Origin of the sequence: Klebsiella sp. BIGb0138 (genome assembly GCF_004342285.1) — a bacterium.
Lineage (GTDB): Bacteria > Pseudomonadota > Gammaproteobacteria > Enterobacterales > Enterobacteriaceae > Klebsiella.
Map to the genome: position 1 here is coordinate 23596 of NZ_SMCV01000005.1, position 20279 is coordinate 43874.

Annotated in this window: 23 protein-coding genes; 16 read left to right on the plus strand and 7 right to left on the minus strand. The window is 55.3% G+C overall.

From position 1 onward, the window contains the following. Positions 1-42: 42 nt before the first annotated feature. The gene (gene aaeR / locus EDF73_RS12765; protein WP_132729506.1) at positions 43-972 is read right to left on the minus strand and encodes an HTH-type transcriptional activator AaeR; all 930 of its coding nucleotides are present in this window, start codon (positions 970-972) and stop codon (positions 43-45) included. Positions 973-1103: 131 nt separating this feature from the next. Here aaeR and aaeX point away from each other — a divergent pair, with 131 nt between their 5' ends. The 4 genes from aaeX (at position 1104) to EDF73_RS12785 (ending at position 4652) form a co-directional block, all read left to right on the plus strand. Beyond that, a complete protein-coding gene (gene aaeX, locus EDF73_RS12770; RefSeq protein ID WP_004868260.1) occupies positions 1104-1307 on the plus strand; it encodes a p-hydroxybenzoic acid efflux pump operon protein AaeX in 204 nt (67 codons plus the stop codon). Between the two features lie 7 nt (positions 1308-1314). After that, positions 1315-2247: a p-hydroxybenzoic acid efflux pump subunit AaeA gene (aaeA, locus tag EDF73_RS12775; protein WP_132729507.1), complete on the plus strand. Its 933-nt coding sequence runs from the start codon at positions 1315-1317 to the stop codon at positions 2245-2247. 5 nt (positions 2248-2252) lie between these two features. After that, complete coding sequence (gene aaeB / locus EDF73_RS12780) at positions 2253-4220, plus strand: p-hydroxybenzoic acid efflux pump subunit AaeB (RefSeq protein WP_132729508.1); 1968 nt, start codon at positions 2253-2255, stop codon at positions 4218-4220. A gap of 156 nt (positions 4221-4376) precedes the next feature. Beyond that, positions 4377-4652 carry a hypothetical protein gene (locus EDF73_RS12785; protein ID WP_132729509.1) on the plus strand — a complete coding sequence of 92 codons (276 nt, stop codon included), beginning with the start codon at positions 4377-4379 and terminating at the stop codon, positions 4650-4652. Positions 4653-4701: 49 nt separating this feature from the next. Here the strand turns inward: EDF73_RS12785 and yhcN-B are convergent, their stop codons facing one another. From yhcN-B to argR, 3 genes are all read right to left on the minus strand, one after another. After that, a complete protein-coding gene (gene yhcN-B, locus EDF73_RS12790) occupies positions 4702-4968 on the minus strand; it encodes a DUF1471 family stress response protein YhcN-B (protein ID WP_132729510.1) in 267 nt (88 codons plus the stop codon). Positions 4969-5069: 101 nt separating this feature from the next. Next, the gene (gene yhcN / locus EDF73_RS12795) at positions 5070-5333 is read right to left on the minus strand and encodes a peroxide/acid stress response protein YhcN (protein ID WP_132729511.1); all 264 of its coding nucleotides are present in this window, start codon (positions 5331-5333) and stop codon (positions 5070-5072) included. A gap of 353 nt (positions 5334-5686) precedes the next feature. After that, positions 5687-6157 carry a transcriptional regulator ArgR gene (argR, locus tag EDF73_RS12800; RefSeq protein WP_132729512.1) on the minus strand — a complete coding sequence of 157 codons (471 nt, stop codon included), beginning with the start codon at positions 6155-6157 and terminating at the stop codon, positions 5687-5689. A gap of 415 nt (positions 6158-6572) precedes the next feature. On the opposite strand from argR, the gene mdh reads away from it, so the two are divergent. Continuing rightward, the gene (mdh, locus tag EDF73_RS12805) at positions 6573-7511 is read left to right on the plus strand and encodes a malate dehydrogenase (protein ID WP_132729513.1); all 939 of its coding nucleotides are present in this window, start codon (positions 6573-6575) and stop codon (positions 7509-7511) included. Positions 7512-7564: 53 nt separating this feature from the next. On the opposite strand, the gene degS is transcribed toward mdh, so the two are convergent. The 3 genes from degS to zapG all read right to left on the minus strand — a co-directional run bounded on the left by degS (position 7565) and on the right by zapG (position 10649). Then, on the minus strand, positions 7565-8623 hold the full coding sequence (gene degS, locus EDF73_RS12810; RefSeq protein ID WP_132729514.1) for an outer membrane-stress sensor serine endopeptidase DegS: 1059 nt from the start codon (positions 8621-8623) through the stop codon (positions 7565-7567). 87 nt (positions 8624-8710) lie between these two features. Further along, on the minus strand, positions 8711-10078 hold the full coding sequence (degQ, locus tag EDF73_RS12815; protein WP_132729515.1) for a serine endoprotease DegQ: 1368 nt from the start codon (positions 10076-10078) through the stop codon (positions 8711-8713). A 172-nt stretch (positions 10079-10250) separates the two neighbouring features. After that, entirely contained in the window at positions 10251-10649 is a 399-nt protein-coding gene (zapG, locus tag EDF73_RS12820) for a Z-ring associated protein ZapG (RefSeq protein WP_132729516.1), read from the minus strand. A gap of 190 nt (positions 10650-10839) precedes the next feature. On the opposite strand from zapG, the gene zapE reads away from it, so the two are divergent. The 11 genes from zapE to nanQ all read left to right on the plus strand — a co-directional run bounded on the left by zapE (position 10840) and on the right by nanQ (position 20216). Next, positions 10840-11967, plus strand: a complete 1128-nt coding sequence (zapE, locus tag EDF73_RS12825; RefSeq protein WP_132729517.1) for a cell division protein ZapE — start codon at positions 10840-10842, stop codon at positions 11965-11967. A gap of 289 nt (positions 11968-12256) precedes the next feature. Further along, positions 12257-12685, plus strand: a complete 429-nt coding sequence (gene rplM, locus EDF73_RS12830) for a 50S ribosomal protein L13 (protein WP_004868222.1) — start codon at positions 12257-12259, stop codon at positions 12683-12685. A gap of 15 nt (positions 12686-12700) precedes the next feature. Then, the gene (gene rpsI / locus EDF73_RS12835) at positions 12701-13093 is read left to right on the plus strand and encodes a 30S ribosomal protein S9 (RefSeq protein WP_003025138.1); all 393 of its coding nucleotides are present in this window, start codon (positions 12701-12703) and stop codon (positions 13091-13093) included. A 306-nt stretch (positions 13094-13399) separates the two neighbouring features. Continuing rightward, positions 13400-14038, plus strand: coding sequence for a stringent starvation protein SspA (gene sspA / locus EDF73_RS12845; RefSeq protein ID WP_132729518.1), 639 nt, complete (start codon positions 13400-13402; stop codon positions 14036-14038). Positions 14039-14041: 3 nt separating this feature from the next. Beyond that, on the plus strand, positions 14042-14539 hold the full coding sequence (gene sspB, locus EDF73_RS12850; RefSeq protein ID WP_132729519.1) for a ClpXP protease specificity-enhancing factor: 498 nt from the start codon (positions 14042-14044) through the stop codon (positions 14537-14539). A gap of 119 nt (positions 14540-14658) precedes the next feature. Further along, positions 14659-15450 carry a transcriptional regulator NanR gene (gene nanR, locus EDF73_RS12855; RefSeq protein ID WP_132729520.1) on the plus strand — a complete coding sequence of 264 codons (792 nt, stop codon included), beginning with the start codon at positions 14659-14661 and terminating at the stop codon, positions 15448-15450. 140 nt (positions 15451-15590) lie between these two features. Beyond that, complete coding sequence (nanA, locus tag EDF73_RS12860) at positions 15591-16493, plus strand: N-acetylneuraminate lyase (protein ID WP_132729521.1); 903 nt, start codon at positions 15591-15593, stop codon at positions 16491-16493. A gap of 160 nt (positions 16494-16653) precedes the next feature. Then, on the plus strand, positions 16654-18141 hold the full coding sequence (locus tag EDF73_RS12865) for an MFS transporter (RefSeq protein ID WP_132729522.1): 1488 nt from the start codon (positions 16654-16656) through the stop codon (positions 18139-18141). 49 nt (positions 18142-18190) lie between these two features. Beyond that, positions 18191-18880: an N-acetylmannosamine-6-phosphate 2-epimerase gene (locus EDF73_RS12870; RefSeq protein ID WP_132729523.1), complete on the plus strand. Its 690-nt coding sequence runs from the start codon at positions 18191-18193 to the stop codon at positions 18878-18880. Further along, positions 18877-19752, plus strand: a complete 876-nt coding sequence (locus EDF73_RS12875) for an N-acetylmannosamine kinase (protein ID WP_132729524.1) — start codon at positions 18877-18879, stop codon at positions 19750-19752. The genes EDF73_RS12870 and EDF73_RS12875 overlap by 4 nt, the downstream gene beginning before the upstream one ends. Next, positions 19749-20216: an N-acetylneuraminate anomerase gene (gene nanQ, locus EDF73_RS12880; RefSeq protein WP_132729525.1), complete on the plus strand. Its 468-nt coding sequence runs from the start codon at positions 19749-19751 to the stop codon at positions 20214-20216. Before EDF73_RS12875 ends, nanQ begins: the two co-directional genes overlap by 4 nt. Positions 20217-20279 lie beyond the last annotated feature (63 nt).

Here is a 20279-nt window from a genome sequence, read left to right on the forward strand (position 1 = left end):
GCGGAGGCGCACCTGTTTTTCACCCGCTCCCTGGCTTTGTCGTTAGCGGGCGATCCCGCGGCCGTGCATTCCCTGGTAAATCTTCGCCACTTCGACAAAATACTCCGTCAGCGAGTTAATACAGACCTGTACCTTCAACGGTAGCTTGTCCTTTTCGGTATACAGCGCGTACACCGGACGCGGATCGGACTGGTAGCTTGGCAGCAAGATCTCCAGCTCACCGCGGTTGATCTCTTCGATCGCCCACATCAGCGGAACGTAAGCAACCCCGACCCCTGCGGTCAGCCAGCGTACCAGCGTCATGGGATCGTTGGTGACAAAGCGGCCCTGGGGGATCAGTTTGGTTGAAATCCCTTCCGGGGCGATAATTTCAAACTCATTGTCGGGGCGTACGCTGTACTCCAGCCACGAATGGCTGGCGAGATCCGCGGGCTTTTCCGGGCACCCCGCCTGCTGCAGATAGCTCTTCGCCGCACACAGCACCATCGGCATCGAGCCGAGACGGCGTGAAAAGAGGCTGGAGTCCTGCAATGCGCCGACGCGGATCACCACGTCCAGGCCATCGGCAATGAGATCCGGCGCCGGAATACCGGTGACCAGATTGACCGAGAGCCCGGGGTATTCTTTCAGCATGCTGGCGGTAATGTGGGCGAGGACATTTTGCGCCATAGTTGAAGAGCAGCCGACGCGCAGCGTGCCGATGGGCGTATTGTTAAACGCGTACAGCTGCTCATGGACGTCCTGGGCTTCGAACAGCATCCGGCGGCAGCCCTGGTAATAAATCTTACCGGCTTCCGTTAAGCCAAGGCTGCGGGTGCTGCGGTTGAGCAGCTTCACCTGGAGTTCATCTTCCAGTTTGGAGATGGTCTGACTGATCGAAGAAACGCTCATCTGGAGCTGGTGGGCCGTAGCGGTAAATGAACCCAGTTCAACCACTTTGGCAAAAACGGACATGCGTTTTAGTCGTTCCATTGTTCACTCTGACTTAAAAGTGATTTAGATCACATAATATAGATCATGCTGCAATTGTTACGTTACTATATTGTTAGCTAAATAATAAACGTTTTACGCTTACCACCTGTACGCTTCTTATCAAGGTCATCATGAGTCTGTTTCCTGTCATCGTGATTTTCGGCTTGTCGTTTCCGCCGATCTTCTTTGAGTTGCTCATTTCACTGGCTATTTTCTGGCTGGTGCATCGCCTGCTGGTTCCTACCGGCATCTATGATTTTGTCTGGCACCCTGCACTTTTTAATACCGCGTTATATTGCTGCCTTTTTTATCTGATATCGCGTTTGTTCGTTTGAGGTTGATGTGAAAACACTAACAAGAAATATCTTCCGTACCGCAATCACTGTGATACTGGTTATCCTGGCATTTGTCGCGATTTTTCGCGCATGGGTGTATTACACCGCGTCGCCCTGGACGCGTGACGCACGCTTTAGCGCCGATATCGTGGCGATCGCGCCGGATGTGTCAGGGCTGATTACGCAGGTCGACGTCAAGGATAACCAGCTGGTTAAGAAAGACCAGGTTTTGTTCGTGATTGATCAGCCGCGTTATCAGAAAGCCCTCGAAGAGGCTCAGGCCGACGTGGCTTACTACCAGACCCTGGCGCAGGAAAAGCGTACCGAGGCCGGGCGTCGTAACCGGCTTGGCATACAGGCGATGTCCCGTGAGGAGATAGACCAGGCCAACAACGTATTACAAACGGTGGAGCATCAGCTGGCAAAAGCGGTGGCAACCCGCGATCTGGCGAAACTCGATCTTGAACGTACGGTTATCCGCGCGCCGGCCGATGGCTGGGTGACCAACCTCAACGTTTACAGCGGCGAATTTATTACCCGCGGTTCGACGGCGGTGGCGCTGGTGAAACAGAACACCTTCTACGTGATTGCCTACCTCGAAGAGACTAAGCTGGAAGGCGTGCGCCAGGGCTACCGTGCGGAAATCACCCCGCTGGGAAGCAGCCGCACGATTAAAGGTACGGTCGACAGCATTGCCGCCGGGGTGACCAACGCCAGCAGCAGCAGCGATGCCAAAGGGATGGCCTCCGTGGACTCTAACCTCGAATGGGTGCGTCTGGCGCAGCGCGTTCCGGTGCGTATTCGTCTCGATCAGCAGCAGGGCAACCTGTGGCCATCGGGCACGACGGCGACGGTGGTCATTACCGGTAAAGAGGATCGTGATACCCGCCAGGCGAACTTTTTCCAGAAACTGGCGATGCGCCTGCGTGAGTTTGGTTAATCGCCATGGGGATCTTCACCATTGCTCCCCGGCACCTCCGCTTCGCCATTAAATTAGCGTGTGCGGTGGTGCTGGCGTTATTCGTCGGCTTCCACTTTCAACTGGAAACCCCGCGCTGGGCGGTGCTGACGGCGGCTATCGTTGCCGCCGGTCCGGCATTCGCCGCCGGGGGAGAACCCTATTCTGGCGCCATCCGCTATCGCGGGATGCTGCGTATCGTCGGAACCTTTATCGGCTGTATTGCTGCGCTGACGATTATCATTCTGATGATTCGCGCGCCGCTGTTGATGATGCTGGTATGCTGTCTGTGGGCGGGGTTTTGCACCTGGATCTCCTCGCTGGTGCGCGTCGAAAACTCCTACGCCTGGGGCCTGGCGGGCTACACTGCGCTGATCATTGTCATTACCATCAACAGCGAGCCGATGCTGGCGCCGCAGTTTGCCGTTGAGCGCTGCAGCGAGATTGTGGTGGGGATCGTCAGCGCCATTGTGGCGGACCTGCTTTTTTCCCCGCGTTCGATTAAAAAAGAGATCGATCTCGAGCTGGATAACCTGTTGATTGATCAATATCGCTTGATGCAACTGTGCATTGCGCACGGCGACAGCGAGGTGGTCGACAAAGCATGGGGAGCGCTGGTACGCCGGACTAGCGCCCTGGAAGGCATGCGCGGCAACCTGATTATGGAGTCGTCGCGGTGGGCAAAGGTTAACCGCCGCCTGAAGGCCATTAACACCCTCTCCCTGACGCTGATTACTCAGGCCTGTGAAACCTATTTAATCCAGAATTCACGCCCGGAAATTGTGACCGATGATTATCGCGAGCTGTTTGCCGAACCGGTTGAGAGCGTGCAGGACGTCCACCGGCAGCTGAAGAGGATGCGCCGCTTTCTGACCTGGAAAGGGGAGCACAACACGCCGGTGACGATCTACAGCTGGGTAGGTGCGGCGACGCGCTATCTGCTGTTGAAACGCGGTGTGGTTGGCAATACCAAAATCAGCCGGATTGAAGATGACGTTCTGCAGGATGAAGTGGTGATCAAAGCGGGGTCCGCCGAACGTCATCATGCGATGGTCAACTTCTGGCGCACCTCCATCTCCTGCATCCTCGGTACGTTATTCTGGCTGTGGACCGGCTGGACCTCCGGCAGCGGGGCGATGGTGATGATCGCCGTGGTGACCGCGCTGGCGATGCGCCTACCGAACCCGCGAATGGTGGCGCTGGATTTCCTCTACGGGATGCTGGTAGCCCTACCGCTGGGGGCGTTGTTTTTCCTCGTGATCATGCCCGCGACGCAGCAAAGTATGCTGCTGCTGTGTATTAGTCTGGCGGTGATGGCATTCTTCATTGGGATTGAAGTCCAGAAGCGCCGGCTGGGATCGATGGGGGCGTTGGCAGGTACCATCAATATTCTGGTGCTGGACAACCCAATGCAGTTTCAGTTCAGCCAGTTTCTCGATAGTGCGCTGGGACAGATCGTCGGCTGTTTCCTGGCGCTGATGGTGATTTTGCTGGTGCGGGATAACTCTCGGGAACGTACCGGGCGCGTGCTGCTGAATCAGTTTGTTTCGGCGGCGGTCTCATCGCTGACCACCAATACCGCTCGTCGTAAAGAGAACCATCTTCCGGCGCTTTATCAGCAGCTGTTCTTACTGTTGAATAAGTTTCCCGATGACATTGCCCGTTTCCGCCTCGCATTGACGCTGATTATTGCCCATCAACGTTTGCGGGATGCTCCGGTACCGGTCAACGAAGATCTCTCGGCATTCCATCGCCAGCTGCGACGCACCGCGGACCATGTGATTTCCGCCAGCAACGATGATAAGCGGCGTCGCTATTTCGCCCGTCTGCTTGCAGAGCTGGATGTCTATCAGGAAAAACTGCAGGTCTGGGAGGCATCGCCGCAGGTAACCGAACCGGTCCGGCGACTGGTGGAGATGTTGCGAAAATACCAGTACGCTTTCACCAATCACTAACTCCCTAAAACCGACGCTGAAGCGTCGGTTTTTTTATCACTATACTTAATCATCGGGAGCGTTCGCGCTCAGTACCGGAGTGAAGAAAGAGAAGACCCGGCGGCTATCGCGTATCGGGACGGGTGGCAATGGTGCGGTTTTGACAGGGTGCTGGCGATGACTATCTATACATTTGATTTTGATGACATAGCCGAACAGCAGGATTTCTATCGTGAGTTTTCACGTACCTTCGCGCTCAATCGTGAAAAGGTCAACAATCTCGATTCACTGTGGGAGACGGTGATGGGCGGCCTGCTGCCATTACCGCTCGAAATTGAGTTTATTCACTTAAGCGATAAGCAGCGTCGGCGTTTTGGCGCCTTAATATTGCTGTTTGATGAAGCTGAAGAAGAGCTGGAAGGGGAGTTACGCTTTAACGCCCGACAGGCATAAAAAAGCCCCCGACAGGCGGGGGCAAGTCGTCGGATAAGACGACGAGGGTTTATTTGTACAACTCAGCCGTAGCGTGCCAGGTATCCCCGGTACGGGCTTCAATAATACGGTAGCTGCTTGCGCCTTCTTTTTCGGCTTTAGCCGCCAGTTCGTGGCGCATATCCATCGGGGCACTGCCTACCTGAGAAACAGAGATGGTGCCCATAGGTTGCAGGTTTTGCGCCTGTTCCGCGTTGACCTGATGTACGGCGGCGCTGGCGCCGAAAGAGAGTACGGAAGCCAGGCCCAGGGATGCGATGATCATTGCACTTTTCATAATTTTTACTCCAACCATATTGTTGCAGCGGCGGGAGGTTTCTTATGGACCTGGGCCGCTGGAAATTTTGTATTTAGTTGATTACCGACAATTGTTAACGCTTATTTATAAAGCTCAGCCGTCGCGTGCCAATGGTCACCGGTACGGGCTTCGATAATGCGATAGGAAGAAGCACCTTCTTCTTGTGCTTTTTTGTTCAGCATTTCATGCATATCCATCGGGGAAGCACTCACCGCGCCGACGGAAACCGTACCGATTGCCTGGCGACCTTGCGCCTGCTCGCTGTTGATAGAATCAGCGGCGAAAGCGCCAAAGGAGAGAACAGACAGGATGCTGAGTGCAGCGACAGTTGTTTTGATTTTCATGATGTTCACCTCGTCGAAACTTATTATTGAGGGTTCTTCGTTTCGTGACCCTCATCACAAAATCAAGTATACACTAATCACTAAAAATATTAATACCGTGCTAATGATTGTTTGCGTAAATAATTACAAAGAATTGTCTTTTTTATAACGTATAAGAATTAGAAATGTCATTTATTGGCCAGGATTGGTGGTTATAGCCAATAAAATCATAATGATAGGTGATTTTGATATTTTGTGCGCTTCTGACTCTGTCATTCAGTAAAGGAATGTATAGAGGCGAAAAACCACACTAAATGTTAAAGGAATGCTGCATTTTTGAGGGGGCCCTCTGGTGGCGACCAGAGGGGGGACGCCTAGAGTTCCTGTTCGAACAGAACGAGAATGGCATCGTGCAGATCTTTGACGGTGAAACCTCTGGCCGGGGTGGTAAAGATCGTGTCATCACCGGCGATGCTGCCGAGAATACCTTCCGCTTTGCCAAGAGAGTCCAGCAGGCGGGCAATCAGCTGCGCAGCCCCCGGGCTGGTATGGATAACCACCACGGCATCGTTATAGTCGATATCCAGCACCAGGTTTTTCAGTGGGCTGGAGGTCGTCGGGACGCCGAGCTCGGCAGGCAGGCAATAGACCATCTCCATTTTGGCGTTACGGGTACGAACCGCACCAAATTTTGTCAGCATGCGGGAGACTTTCGATTGGTTGATATTATCGAATCCCTGCTCCTGCAGCGCCTGGACGATTTCACCTTGAGAGCTGAATTTTTCTTCTTTAAGCAGCAGTTTAAACGCTTTAACCAGTTCTTCTTGTTTTGCCGAACTTCGCATAAGTCACCCAGATTATGGTGGTAAAAACAACATCATTATGCATAACAATGAATTTTTATGCAAATAATCCGCAAGGGGATAAAGTAAATAATGTTATGAAGGGGGCATATTTTAGCAAATAACCCTGATAAGGAACATGCCTTCATCACAGCGCGTAAATAGCTGTAAAAGTAAATTAAATGTTATGAGAATGGTGTTGTTTTGCCGAGCGAGCTGGGTGTATTGTAACCAATAGTCGATCCGGTACTCGGTTTTGCTGGATGGTCAGTCTCAGGGATGAAAATGCGAAGCGGATGCATCGCTGCGCACCAGAACGCATTCTTCAACCATACTTATTGTAATTGTTCATCTTGTGAATTAAGGTCCAGGCGACGGAGTAACGAAAGACGATATTAACCATAATAAGGAGTTTAGGATGAAAGTTGCAGTCCTCGGCGCCGCTGGTGGAATAGGCCAGGCGCTTGCCCTACTACTTAAGACCCAACTGCCTTCAGGTTCAGAACTCTCGTTGTACGACATCGCTCCGGTAACGCCGGGCGTGGCGGTTGATCTTAGCCATATCCCTACCGACGTAAAAATCAAAGGTTTTTCCGGTGAAGACGCCACCCCGGCGCTTGTCGGGGCAGACGTGGTGCTGATTTCCGCTGGCGTAGCCCGTAAGCCAGGTATGGATCGCTCCGATTTATTTAACGTCAACGCCGGTATCGTGAAGAATCTGGTGCAACAGATTGCCAAAACCAGCCCGCACGCCTGCATCGGTATCATTACCAACCCGGTGAACACCACCGTGGCGATTGCGGCGGAAGTGCTGAAGAAAGCGGGCGTTTACGATAAGAACAAACTGTTTGGCGTGACTACGCTGGACATCATCCGCTCGAATACCTTTGTGGCTGAGCTGAAAGGTAAATCCGCATCAGACGTCGAAGTGCCGGTTATCGGCGGCCACTCCGGCGTCACCATCCTGCCACTGCTGTCACAGATTGCTGGCGTGAGCTTCAGCGAACAAGAAGTGGCCGATCTGACAAAACGCATTCAGAACGCCGGTACCGAAGTGGTTGAAGCCAAGGCCGGTGGCGGCTCGGCGACGCTCTCCATGGGTCAGGCGGCAGCCCGTTTCGGTCTCTCCTTAGTCCGCGCCATGCAGGGTGAAAAAGGGGTGGTAGAATGCGCCTATGTTGAAGGCGATGGGCAGTACGCGCGCTTCTTCTCGCAGCCGTTATTGCTGGGGAAAAATGGTATCGAAGAGCGTCAGACTATCGGTAAGCTCAGTCCCTTTGAACAACAGGCGCTGGAAGGCATGCTGGATACGCTGAAGAAAGATATCGCTCTGGGCGAAGATTTCGTTAATAAATAAGATAACGATGTGCTGGAAAAACCGGAGCCATGGCTCCGGTTTTTTTATGATGGCTAGTTGGTCGCCGGATATTCCTGAACGGCGATATGCAGGGTGATTTTCTTATCGTCACGCATGATAACCACCGGAATTTCTGAGCCAGGACGAATTTCCGCGACCTGATCCATAGTTTCAAGGGCTGAAACCGCAGGTTTGTCATTCACCGAGATGATCACATCGTTAGTGCGGATCCCGGCCTGCGCCGCCGGGCCATCCGGCGCGACATCGTTAACCACAATCCCCTGCAGCTGATCGATGCCACCGCCCTGAGCATGCAGTGGCGCAATTTCACGGCCGCTGATACCAATATAGCCACGGATCACGCGGCCATCGCGGATCAGTTTATCCATAATTTTTGTTGCCAGCTGGAAGGGAATAGCAAAGCCGATCCCTTCCGGCGTTTCACCATCATTGCTTTTATCAAATGATAGGGTGTTGATGCCCATCAGTTCGCCCAGCGAGTTCACCAGCGCCCCGCCGGAGTTACCGTGGTTAATCGAGGCATCGGTTTGCAGGAAGTTTTGCCGCCCGGTGGGGTTCAGGCCAATACGACCGGTCGCGCTGATGATCCCCTGGGTAATCGTCTGCCCGAGGTTATACGGGTTACCAATGGCCAGCACCACGTCGCCGATATGCGGCACCCGTTTCGGATTGATCGGGATAACCGGTAAGCCGGCGTTGGCGTTAATTTTTAACACCGCCAGGTCGGTCAACGTGTCCGAACCGACCAGCAGCGCTTCAAAGACGCGGCCGTCCTGCAAGGCGACGATAATCTGATCCGCATCGTTGATGACGTGTTTATTGGTTAAAATGTAGCCGCGCTGGTCCATAATGACCCCTGAACCCAGGGTCAGTTGATTATGGCTGCTGCCATTCAGCGCGCGGTTATAGACGTTAACCACCGCAGGCGCGGCGCGGCGAACGGCAGGGTTATAGCTGACGGGCGACTCGTCCGCGCTATCGTACTGGGTCGTCGTCGACAGATGCCATTGACGTAGCGAGGGCATCACGGCCAGAAGCAGGCCCCCGACGATCAAACCGATGAGTATAGAACGTAATAACTTTCCAGGCATGATGCAGGTATCGTTGATGGATGGACAAGCGCAGCATAGCACGAGTTATCCGGACATCGCACTGCAGGCGATGCCCGGAAATGGGCCTTAACGCAGCAGCAAATAGATGCTTTCATTACCACGGATAACGTTAAGGGCGATGACGGCCGGTTTACTCTCCAGCACTTTACGCAATTCGGCGATAGAACGAACGCGCTCGCGGTTAAGGCCGATGATAATATCATCCTTATGCAGACCAACCTGTGCCGCGGCGCTGCCTTTATCGACGTTGTCAACGGTGACGCCTTTGGTGCCGTCCTTCATCTGACCGTCGCTCAACGATGCACCCTGCAGAGCTGGGATAATGAGGTCGGCGCTGGCGGTAGAGGAGGTGCTCTTATCCAGCGTTACTTCAACGTCCAGCGGCTTCCCGTCACGCAACACGCCCAGCTTCACTTTGGTGCCCGGCTCGGTGGTGGCGATCCGCGACCGCAGTTCGGCGAAACTGCTGAGCGCTTTGCCGTTCATGCTGACAATCACGTCCCCGGATTTAATCCCGGCTTTCGCCGACCCCGAATTAGGTAATACTTCGCTGACAAAGGCGCCGCGCTGTACGTCGATATTCATCGCCCTGGCGATATCCGCGCTCATCTCCATACCCTTAATGCCCAACAGGCCGCGTTTGATTTCACCAAACTGAATCAGCTGCTGGGCAAGGGTTTGCGCCATATTGCTCGGAATAGCAAAGCCGATCCCGACGCTACCGCCGCCCGGAGCCAGGATCGCGGTATTGATGCCAATCAGCTCGCCGTTCAGGTTCAGCAGCGCCCCGCCGGAGTTACCCCGGTTGATGGAGGCGTCGGTCTGGATAAAGTTCTCCAGCCCTTCGAGGTTAAGCCCGCTGCGGCCGAGCGCCGAGATAATGCCGGAGGTCGCGGTTTGCCCGAGGCCAAACGGGTTGCCGACGGCGACAGCAAAATCGCCAACGCGCAGCTTATCGGAATCGGCGACGGCGATTTGCGTCAGATGGCTGGGGTTTTGGATCTGCAACAGGGCGATATCACTCTGATCGTCGCTGCCGACCAGCTTCGCGTCAAACTCACGGCCATCGTTGAGCTGCACGCTGATTTTTTGCGCCTGGCTGATAACGTGATTATTGGTTAACACATAGCCTTTCGCCGCATCGATGATTACCCCGGAGCCGAGGCCTTCAAAAGGCTGAGCCTGTTCCTGCGGCGCATTGTCACCAAAGTACTTTTTCAACTCTTCCGGCATGTTTTGTACCGGCGCTGCGGTACCTTCAACCTGTACGCTCACCACCGCAGGCAGTACCTTTTCCAGCATCGGCGCAAGGCTCGGCAATGCCCCCTGGCCAGGTACCTGCGTGGGTAACGATGCCGTAGCCGTAGGTAAGACCGACAGCGATAACCCTATGCTTAACGCTAACGCACTCAACAGCAAAGTCTGTTTCTTCATTAGATGCTGGCTCTCGTAACCTGAGGTGTATGGAAAAACGTCCCGAATGGTCTGATGTTATTGAATTTTCGACCCGCTAACAATGCGGTCAATGCTTAAATAATAGCTGGAATGCGGGGGGAGGCGGGCGCAGGGAGCGCGCCCGGATAATATTTTTGCTGTCAGCGAAAAATCAGTCGCGCTTTGCGCCACCGCGCAGCAGACCGGATGCGCCTTCAGAATAGTCGCGCGGCATCTGGACCGGCGCCTGATCGTTACCGGCTTCTGATTCTGCCAGGCGGTTGCGGAACGGGTTCGCTTCCGCCATGGTGTCCGGCAGCAGGCTGCTGGAGCTTTTCGCCATGTGTTGATACAGCTGGCGATAGTCATCCGCCATGTTATCCAGCAGTTCAGCGCTGCGGGCAAAATGGCTAACCAGCTCTTCACGATACTCTTCAAGCTCTGTTTTATTCTTTTCCAGTTCGTACTGCAGCGCCTGCTGTTGACGTAATTTGCGGTTGCCAAAACGCATGGCGACGGCACCGATGATGATACCGACAACTAGCCCAATTAGCGCATATTCCCAGGTCATGTACATCTCCCGTTGTTTTGTGGTTCCGTAGGGTGGCTATGAGGCTCTCCGCCTGCGCCCGATAGTGCCACTATAACCGCTAATTCCACAGAAGTGGAATCCTGGCGTATCATCGCGTAGTGTAGAACGGCCTTTTTTTCGTCAATCGTGAGCTCCGGCATTACGGTTTTCAAGGAATAACAATTAGATCATGCAAAGCCTGTCCCCAACATCGCGTTACCTTTTAGCCCTCCAGGAGGGCAGCCATCAACCTGACGATGTCCAGCAAGAAGCGGTCAGCCGCCTCGATACCATCTATCGTGAACTGCAGAATAAACCTGCGCCGGCGCCGCAAAGCGGCGGTCTGCGGGCAAAATTCGGCAAGCTGCTGGGCAAGCGTGAGACCACTGTCGATACCGCTGCCGTCCGCGGCCTCTATATGTGGGGTGGCGTAGGGCGGGGAAAAACCTGGTTGATGGATCTGTTTTATCAGAGTTTGCCGGGTGAGCGTAAGCAGCGGCTGCACTTCCACCGCTTTATGCTACGCGTCCATGAAGAGTTAATTACCCTGCAGGGGCATAGCGATCCGCTGGAAATTCTCGCTGACCGCTTCAAGGCGGAAACCGACGTTCTGTGTTTCGATGAGTTTTTTGTCTCCGATATTACCGACGCCATGCTGCTGGGCGGCTTGATGAAAGCGCTGTTTGCCCGCGGGATCACCTTAGTCGCCACCTCTAATATCCCGCCGGATGATCTGTACCGCAACGGCCTGCAGCGTGCCCGCTTCCTGCCGGCAATCGATGCGATTAAACAACATTGCGACATCATGAACGTCGATGCGGGAATTGATTATCGACTGCGTACCTTAACCCAGGCGCATTTGTGGCTGTCGCCGCTCAACGCGCAGACGCAGCAGCAGATGGATAAACTGTGGCTGGCATTGGCGGGGGCGAAGCGTGAGCAGATGCCGACGCTGGAGATTAATCACCGTCCGCTGCCGACGTTAGGGGTCGAGAACCAGACCCTGGCGGCCTCCTTTGCCACGCTATGCGTCGATGCGCGCAGCCAGCACGACTACATTGCGCTTTCGCGCCAGTTCCATACCGTGATGCTGTTCGATGTTCCGGTGATGACCCCGCAGCTGGAAAGCGAAGCCCGGCGTTTTATCGCCCTGGTGGATGAGTTCTACGAGCGCCACGTCAAGCTGGTGGTCAGCGCGGCGGTGCCGCTGTATGACGTTTATCAGGGGGAACGCCTGAAGTTTGAGTTCCAGCGCTGTTTGTCGCGCCTGCAGGAAATGCAGAGCGAAGAGTATCTGAAGCGCCCGCATATGCCCTGAAACCCCGCCTTTTCCATGCCCGCTCTGGCCGGTGGGGCAGGGAAAATCGGCGGCGCGGACCTGGCGAAAAAACCAGGTCCAAATCACATAAAGGGGTCGATCTTTGGCCCCGACTTCTCTATAATCTTGCGACCCCACGTTACAAGAAGGTTTTTTTCCCAAAACTTTCTATAGTGCCGGCATAGGCTATTCGAAGGGGTAGGTTTGCTGGACAATGTCGTGTGAACCTCAACTGACTAAACGTTTGGGTGTTCACCAACGTGTAACTTATTATTTGGGTAAGCTTTTAATGAAAACTTTTACAGCTAAACCAGAAACCGTAAAGCGCGACTGGTATGTTGTTGACGCGACCGGTAAAACTCTGGGCCGTCTGGCTTCTGAACTGGCTCGTCGCCTGCGCGGTAAGCATAAAGCGGAATACACTCCGCACGTAGATACTGGTGATTACATCATCGTTCTGAACGCAGAAAAAGTGGCTGTTACCGGCAACAAGCGCGAAGACAAAATGTACTATCATCACACCGGTCACATCGGTGGTATTAAAGAAGCGACCTTTGAAGAGATGATTGCTCGCCGTCCTGAGCGTGTGATTGAAATCGCGGTTAAAGGCATGTTGCCAAAAGGCCCGCTGGGTCGTGCTATGTACCGTAAACTGAAAGTTTACGCGGGTAACGAGCACAACCACGCGGCACAGCAACCGCAAGTTCTTGACATCTAATCGGGATTATAGGCAATGGCTGAAAATCAATATTACGGCACTGGTCGCCGCAAAAGTTCCGCAGCTCGCGTTTTCATCAAACCAGGCAGCGGCAAAATCGTTATCAACCAGCGTTCTCTGGAACAGTACTTCGGTCGTGAAACTGCCCGCATGGTAGTTCGTCAGCCGCTGGAACTGGTCGACATGGTTGAGAAACTGGATCTGTACATCACTGTTAAAGGTGGTGGTATCTCTGGTCAGGCTGGTGCGATCCGTCACGGTATCACCCGCGCTCTGATGGAGTATGATGAGTCCCTGCGTGGCGAACTGCGTAAAGCTGGCTTCGTTACCCGTGATGCTCGTCAGGTTGAACGTAAGAAAGTCGGTCTGCGTAAAGCACGTCGTCGTCCTCAGTTCTCCAAACGTTAATTGTTTTCTGCTCACGCAGAACAATTTGCGAAAAAACCCGCTTCGGCGGGTTTTTTTATGAATAAATCCCCCGTTATCCACAAGCAAATCGCCTGTTCTTACCACTTTTTCAGCATTTCCAGAATCCCCTCACCACAACGCCTTCAAGATCTGGTAAACTATCATCCAATTTTCTGCCCAAATGCTGGTGATTGTTCATTTTTTGCATCAACGGGAATGACGTTCACGCGAATGGGGTTTTTACATCTGGCTGGCCACGCGTGGCTGGTAGCAGTACAAAAATTCTGAATATACCTGGAGGTTTTCATGGCTGTCGCTGCCAACAAACGTTCGGTAATGACGCTGTTTTCTGGTCCTACTGACATCTATAGCCACCAAGTCCGCATCGTGCTGGCAGAAAAAGGTGTTAGTTTTGAGATAGAACACGTGGAGAAGGACAACCCACCTCAGGATCTGATTGACCTCAACCCGAATCAAAGCGTACCTACGCTGGTGGATCGTGAGCTCACTCTGTGGGAATCCCGCATCATTATGGAATATCTGGATGAGCGTTTCCCACATCCGCCGTTAATGCCGGTATATCCGGTGGCGCGTGGAGAAAGCCGTCTGTACATGCAACGCATCGAAAAAGACTGGTATTCGCTGATGAATACCATTCAGACCGGTACCGCCGCGCAAGCGGATACCGCGCGTAAGCAGCTGCGTGAAGAGCTGCAGGCGATTGCGCCGGTCTTTACGCAAAAACCTTACTTCCTGAGCGATGAGTTCAGCCTGGTTGATTGCTATCTGGCGCCGCTGCTGTGGCGTTTGCCGGTTCTCGGTGTTGAAGTTGTTGGTGCCGGCGCGAAAGAGCTCAAGGGCTATATGACTCGCGTCTTTGAACGTGATTCCTTCCTCGCTTCTTTAACTGAAGCCGAGCGTGAAATGCGTCTCGGTCGGGGCTAACCGATGGATGTATCGCAGCTAACGCCGCGTCGCCCGTACTTACTGCGGGCGTTCTATGAGTGGCTGCTGGATAACCAGCTGACTCCACATCTGGTTGTGGATGTGACACTGCCGAACGTACTGGTTCCGATGGAGTACGCGCGCGACGGGCAAATCGTGCTCAATATTGCGCCGCGTGCCGTAGGTAATCTGGAACTGGCGAATGACGAAGTGCGTTTCAATGCGCGCTTCGGCGGTGTTCCGCGCAACGTTTCTGTTCCAATGGCTGCCGTGCTGGCGATTTATGCCCGCGAAAACGGCGCAGGGACGATGTTCGAACCTGAAGCCGCCTATGATGAAGACGTCACCACCCTGAATGATGACGAAGCCTCATCAGGCAATGAGAATGAAACGGTCATGTCGGTGATCGACGGTGATAAGCCGGATGATCACGAGGACGATCCTGATGATACGCCGCCGCCATCGCGCGGCGGGCGTCCGGCGCTGCGCGTCGTGAAATAATCCCGCATCATGGATATACAGATTGCAGGCCCTTCGGGGCCTGTTCTGTTATCTACGCCGCCAGCATACAATTGTTGTGTTAAGATGGTACGGTCGTCACTTGCTGTCACCAATCACACATGGTCCCTATGAGCGCATTTGATCCCCAGACTGAAGAGAGTTCATCCGCAATCGGCAGCAGCCTGCGCCGCCGTCCTCTGGCGCGAAAAAAACTGTCGGAAATGGTGGAAGAAGAGCTCGAGAATATGATCCGCCGTCGCGAGTTTACCGAAGGTGAGCAGTTACCTTCTGAGCGTGAGCTGATGACCTTCTTCAACGTCGGCCGTCCCTCCGTGCGTGAGGCGCTGGCCGCCTTAAAGCGTAAAGGATTGGTGCAGATCAGCAACGGCGAACGCGCCCGCGTCTCCCGGCCTTCTGCCGACACCATCATCGGTGAACTCTCGGGGATGGCGAAGGATTTTCTCGCCCACCCAGGCGGGATCGCGCATTTTGAACAGCTGCGCCTGTTTTTCGAATCCAGCCTGGTCCGTTACGCAGCGGAACACGCCAGCGATGAGCAGATTGCAAAGCTGGAGCTGGCGCTGAAGATCAATAGCCAGTCGCTGGATGATAACGCGCTGTTTATTCGTTCTGACGTCGAATTTCACCGCGTCCTGGCGGAGATTCCCGGCAATCCGATCTTCCTGGCTATCCATGTCGCCCTGCTGGACTGGCTGATCGCCGCGCGTCCTAAAGTACCTGAGCACGAGCTGCACGAGCATAATAACGTAAGCTATCAACAGCATATCGATATCGTAGCGGCTATTCGTCGCCGCGACCCAGATGAAGCCGATCGCGCCTTGCAGACCCACCTCAATAGCGTTTCCGCCACCTGGCACGCCTTCGGCCAGAAAAAACAGCCGCGTCAGTAATTCACACGATCGTCAGGATCGTTGTTTAGTGAAGCAGATCGCATATTAAGCGTTCTGTATGGGGCTGTTGCTTATCTGTTCTGGTATAACAGGTATAAAGGTACATAGTTAATCATAACGCATAGCATAAAGAGGTTTATATGGCGGTCAATTTACGTGGGGTTATGGCGGCACTGCTTACACCGTTTGACGGGCAACAAATGCTGGATAGAGAAAGCCTGCGGCGGCTGGTGCGTTTCAACCTGAGTCAGGGAATCGATGGCTTGTACGTCGGCGGCTCTACCGGCGAGGCTTTCGTGCAAAGCAGCGCAGAGCGTCAGGAAGTGCTGGAGATCGTCGCCGACGAAGCAAAGGGGAAAATGACCCTGATTGCCCACGTCGGCTGCGTCAGCACGCTCGAAAGCCAGCAGCTGGCACAGGTGGCGGAAGGCTATGGCTACGATGCCGTCTCCGCCGTAACCCCGTTCTACTACCCCTTCAGCTTCGAGGAGCACTGCGCCCACTACCGGGCCATTATTGATTCAGCTAACGGCTTACCGATGGTGGTCTACAACATCCCGGCGTTGAGCGGGGTTAAGCTGACTCTGGATCAGATCAGCTCCCTCGTGACCCTGCCGGGCGTAGGGGCGTTGAAACAAACCTCTGGCGATCTTTACCAGATGGAGCAGATCCGCCGCGCCCATCCGGATCTGGTCCTTTACAACGGCTATGATGAGATCTTTGCCTCCGGCCTGCTGGCGGGGGCCGACGGCGGGATCGGCAGTACCTATAACATTATGGGCTGGCGCTATCAGGGGATCGTCAAAGCGCTGCGCGCCGGCGATATCGCCGAGGCGCAAAGGCTGCAATGTGAATGCAACAAGGCGATCGATCTGTTGATTAAAACCGGCGTATTCCGCGGTCTGAAAAGCGTTCTTCACTACATGGATGTGGTAGCTGAGCCGCTGTGCCGCAAGCCTTTCGCCCCGGTCGATGAGCAATTCCTGCCGCAGCTGAAGGCGCTGGCGCAGCAGCTGCAGCAGGAGAAAGAACGGCTGGGTTGAGCCATCGCTGGCCCCGCACGCATGGTGCGAGCGGGGGAACTCCCGGACTGCGCCACCGGGCGCCGTGTTCGGGCGACAACATTGTCTATACCTGGTGTGGCGATAGCGACATCCGGTATGAAAAACCAAGCGTGGGTCTGACCCATCGCGGGAGAGCAAAATGAGTACAACGACCCAGAACATCCCGTGGTATCGCCATCTCAACCGGGCGCAATGGCGGGCTTTCTCCGCCGCCTGGTTGGGTTATTTGCTTGATGGTTTTGATTTTGTATTAATCGCTCTGGTGTTAACGGAAATTCAGGGGGACTTTGGCCTGACAACCGTTGAAGCGGCAAGTCTGATCTCTGCCGCCTTCATTTCACGCTGGTTCGGCGGGCTGATGCTGGGCGCCATGGGCGATCGCTATGGACGGCGGTTGGCCATGGTCACCAGCATTGTCCTTTTTTCAGTGGGCACGCTGGCATGCGGCTTCGCGCCGGGCTATACCACCCTATTTATCGCCCGCCTGGTGATTGGAATGGGGATGGCCGGCGAATACGGTTCAAGTGCAACCTATGTTATTGAAAGCTGGCCAAAACAGCTGAGAAATAAAGCCAGCGGTTTTTTGATCTCCGGTTTTTCCGTCGGAGCGGTTATTGCGGCACAGATCTACAGCCTGGTGGTGCCGGTGTGGGGGTGGCGCGCGCTGTTTTTCATTGGCATCGTGCCGATCGTCTTTGCGCTGTGGCTGCGAAAGAATATTCCCGAAGCAGAGGACTGGAAAGAGAAGCATGAAGGCAAAACGCCGGTCCGGACGATGGTGGATATCCTGTACCGCGGAAAATACCGGGTACTCAATATATTCCTGACCGCTGTGGCGGCGACGGCGCTGTGGTTCTGCTTCGCCGGTGAGCTCAACAATGCCGGCATCGTCGTTGCGCTGGGGCTGCTCTGCGCGACGATTTTTATCAGCTTTATGGTGCAAAGCAGCGGTAAACGCTGGCCAACGGGTGTGACGCTGATGGTGGTCGTCCTGTTCGCCTTCCTCTATTCATGGCCTATTCAGGCGCTATTACCGACTTATCTCAAAACGGAGCTGGCCTACGATCATACGACCGTGGCGAACGTTCTGTTCTTTAGCGGTTTTGGCGCGGCTGTAGGCTGCTGCGTCGGCGGCTTTCTCGGCGACTGGCTGGGGACGCGAAAAGCTTACGTTTGCAGTCTGCTGGCTTCCCAGCTGCTGATTATTCCCGTTTTTGCTATCGGCGGCGCAAACGTATGGGTTCTGGGCCTGCTACTGTTTTTCCAGCAGATGCTTGGGCAGGGGATCTCCGGGATCTTACCCAAACTGATCGGCGGCTACTTCGATACCGATCAACGGGCGGCTGGCCTGGGCTTTACCTATAACGTGGGGGCGCTGGGGGGCGCGATTGCGCCGGTCCTCGGCGCGCTGATTGCGCAACGTATGGATCTCGGCACCACGCTGGGATCGCTCTCGTTCGGCCTGACCTTTGTGGTGATCCTGCTTATTGGTCTGGATATGCCCTCGCGCGTGCAACGCTGGATCCGCCCGGAAGCCGTGCGTACCCATGATGCGATTGATGGCAAACCGCTGAGCGGCGCAGTGCCGTTCGGCGCCGCTAAAAGTGAATTAATGAAAACCAGGTAATCTGTGCCCGGCCCCCAGGCCGGGCATTAAGCGTACTCAGGGAGTTATTATGTCTTTGCTTGAACAACTGGATAGCCGCATCCGCGCCAACGGCGGGTTAATTGTCTCCTGTCAGCCGGTTCCCGGCAGCCCGCTGGATACGCCGGCCATCGTCGCGGCGATGGCGCTGGCGGCCGAACAGGCCGGGGCGGTGGCGTTGCGTATTGAAGGGGTGGAGAATCTGCGTGCCACCCGCGCGGCGGTGACGGTACCGATTATCGGCATTCTGAAGCGCGACCTTGACGATTCACCGGTACGCATTACGCCATTTCTGGAGGATGTGGATGCGCTGGCGCAGGCGGGGGCCGATATTATCGCCATCGATGGCACCGATCGCCTGCGTCCGGTGGCGATAGAGGCGCTGCTGGCGAGAATTCATCAGCAGCAGAAGCTGGCGATGACCGACTGCTCGTCGGTTGATGATGGGCGACGGTGTCAGCGGCTGGGAGCGGAGATTATCGGCACCACCCTGTCGGGCTATACTACGCCGTACACGCCGGATGAGCCCGATCTCACGCTGGTCCAGGCGCTACACGAGGCGGGCTGTCGGGTGATTGCCGAAGGGCGCTACAACACGCCGGCTCAGGCGGCTGAGGCCATGCGGCATGGCGCATGGGCGGTCACCGTGGGATCTGCGATTACGCGTCTGGAACATATTTGCGGGTGGTACAACACGGCGCTGAAAAAGGCGGCGTCATGACCACTTTGGCGATTGATATTGGCGGCACCAAGCTTGCCGCCGCGCTGATAGACCGCGAACTGGCGATTGCTGCGCGACGTGAAATGGCTACTCCCGCCAGCCAGACGCCGGCGGCGTTAGCCGCGGCATTAGGCGAACTTGTGGCGCCACTGGCGGCGCGCGCGGCGCGTTTCGCCATTGCTTCCACCGGCATTATTCAGGACGGCATTCTGACCGCCATCAATCCAGCGAATCTGGGAGGACTGGCGCATTTTCCCCTGCAGGCGTGTTTATCCGACCTCACGGCGTTGCCCGGTATTGCCCTCAATGATGCTCAGGCCGCGGCGTGGGCGGAATATCATGCATTAGCGGAGAAGGTGGGTGAGATGCTGTTTCTGACCGTCTCGACGGGCGTCGGGGGCGGTATCGTCAGCCATGGCAGACTGCAAACCGGCAGCGGTGGTCTGGCAGGGCACTGCGGCCACACGCTGGCGGATCCCCATGGGCCAGTCTGCGGCTGCGGGCGGAAAGGCTGCGTCGAGGCTATCGCTTCCGGGCGCGGCATCGCGGCGGCGGCCGTAGGGGAGCTCAGCGGCCTGGATGCGAAAGCTATTTTTGCTCTTGCCGGCGAGGGCCATCAGCAGGCGCGCTCCCTGATCCAGCGATCGGCGCAAACGCTGGCGCGGCTGATTGCCGATCTGAAAGCCGTCACCGACTGCCAGTGCGTGGTGGTGGGCGGCAGTATCGGTCTGGCCAGCGGCTATCTGCCGCTGGTTGAGAAGTATCTGTTACAGGAGCCCGCGGTCTATCATGTTCCGCTGCGGGAAGCTTACTATCGGCATGATGCGGGTCTGCTAGGGGCTGCATTATGGGGACGGGGAGAAAACAGATGATTGTGGGCAATTTACAGCAGCCTTTGGCGGCCGGGCTGCCGGGAGCGCTGAGGCGGGCTATCGCCCTGGCCCAGGCTCACGACCTGTACAATAAGGCGCCAGGGAGCTATGAGCTGCAGGGCGACAATGTGTTGATGAATGTGATGCAGTTCACTACCGGGGCGTCTGAGGAGAAGAAAGCGGAGCTGCATACCCAGTATATCGACATCCAGATCCTGCTGGCGGGCGAGGAGCGCATTTTTTATGGTCTGATGGGGTCGGCGCGCGAGTGCGAGGAGCCGCATCCTGCAGAGGACTATCAGCTGTGCAACCGCATTGCCGGAGAGCAGGTGCTGACGCTGCAGCCTGAGATGTTTGCGGTCTTCATGCCCGGCGAGCCGCATAAGCCCGGCTGTCGGGTCACGGCCTCCAGCGATGTGAAAAAGGTGGTCATCAAGGTTCGCGCCGGACTGCTTAGAGAATAAAAAAGCCCGCTGGCTTTTCACCATCGGGCTTTGTCGCGGATTAAGCCCGGATGAAAGGTTCAT

Bases quoted from the DNA above. Each gene is read 5' to 3' on its own strand.
- EDF73_RS12875 (WP_132729524.1), top strand. From the start codon at position 18,877: ATGACCACTTTGGCGATTGATATTGGCGGCACCAAGCTTGCCGCCGCG.
- zapG (WP_132729516.1), bottom strand. From the start codon at position 10,649: ATGACCTGGGAATATGCGCTAATTGGGCTAGTTGTCGGTATCATCATC.
- yhcN (WP_132729511.1), bottom strand. From the start codon at position 5,333: ATGAAAATCAAAACAACTGTCGCTGCACTCAGCATCCTGTCTGTTCTC.
- mdh (WP_132729513.1), top strand. From the start codon at position 6,573: ATGAAAGTTGCAGTCCTCGGCGCCGCTGGTGGAATAGGCCAGGCGCTT.
- aaeX (WP_004868260.1), top strand. From the start codon at position 1,104: ATGAGTCTGTTTCCTGTCATCGTGATTTTCGGCTTGTCGTTTCCGCCG.
- rplM (WP_004868222.1), top strand. From the start codon at position 12,257: ATGAAAACTTTTACAGCTAAACCAGAAACCGTAAAGCGCGACTGGTAT.
- yhcN-B (WP_132729510.1), bottom strand. From the start codon at position 4,968: ATGAAAAGTGCAATGATCATCGCATCCCTGGGCCTGGCTTCCGTACTC.
- rpsI (WP_003025138.1), top strand. From the start codon at position 12,701: ATGGCTGAAAATCAATATTACGGCACTGGTCGCCGCAAAAGTTCCGCA.
- aaeB (WP_132729508.1), top strand. From the start codon at position 2,253: ATGGGGATCTTCACCATTGCTCCCCGGCACCTCCGCTTCGCCATTAAA.
- degS (WP_132729514.1), bottom strand. From the start codon at position 8,623: ATGCCTGGAAAGTTATTACGTTCTATACTCATCGGTTTGATCGTCGGG.
- aaeR (WP_132729506.1), bottom strand. From the start codon at position 972: ATGGAACGACTAAAACGCATGTCCGTTTTTGCCAAAGTGGTTGAACTG.
- argR (WP_132729512.1), bottom strand. From the start codon at position 6,157: ATGCGAAGTTCGGCAAAACAAGAAGAACTGGTTAAAGCGTTTAAACTG.
- nanA (WP_132729521.1), top strand. From the start codon at position 15,591: ATGGCGGTCAATTTACGTGGGGTTATGGCGGCACTGCTTACACCGTTT.
- sspB (WP_132729519.1), top strand. From the start codon at position 14,042: ATGGATGTATCGCAGCTAACGCCGCGTCGCCCGTACTTACTGCGGGCG.
- nanR (WP_132729520.1), top strand. From the start codon at position 14,659: ATGGTCCCTATGAGCGCATTTGATCCCCAGACTGAAGAGAGTTCATCC.
- degQ (WP_132729515.1), bottom strand. From the start codon at position 10,078: ATGAAGAAACAGACTTTGCTGTTGAGTGCGTTAGCGTTAAGCATAGGG.
- nanQ (WP_132729525.1), top strand. From the start codon at position 19,749: ATGATTGTGGGCAATTTACAGCAGCCTTTGGCGGCCGGGCTGCCGGGA.
- zapE (WP_132729517.1), top strand. From the start codon at position 10,840: ATGCAAAGCCTGTCCCCAACATCGCGTTACCTTTTAGCCCTCCAGGAG.
- EDF73_RS12785 (WP_132729509.1), top strand. From the start codon at position 4,377: ATGACTATCTATACATTTGATTTTGATGACATAGCCGAACAGCAGGAT.
- EDF73_RS12865 (WP_132729522.1), top strand. From the start codon at position 16,654: ATGAGTACAACGACCCAGAACATCCCGTGGTATCGCCATCTCAACCGG.
- sspA (WP_132729518.1), top strand. From the start codon at position 13,400: ATGGCTGTCGCTGCCAACAAACGTTCGGTAATGACGCTGTTTTCTGGT.
- EDF73_RS12870 (WP_132729523.1), top strand. From the start codon at position 18,191: ATGTCTTTGCTTGAACAACTGGATAGCCGCATCCGCGCCAACGGCGGG.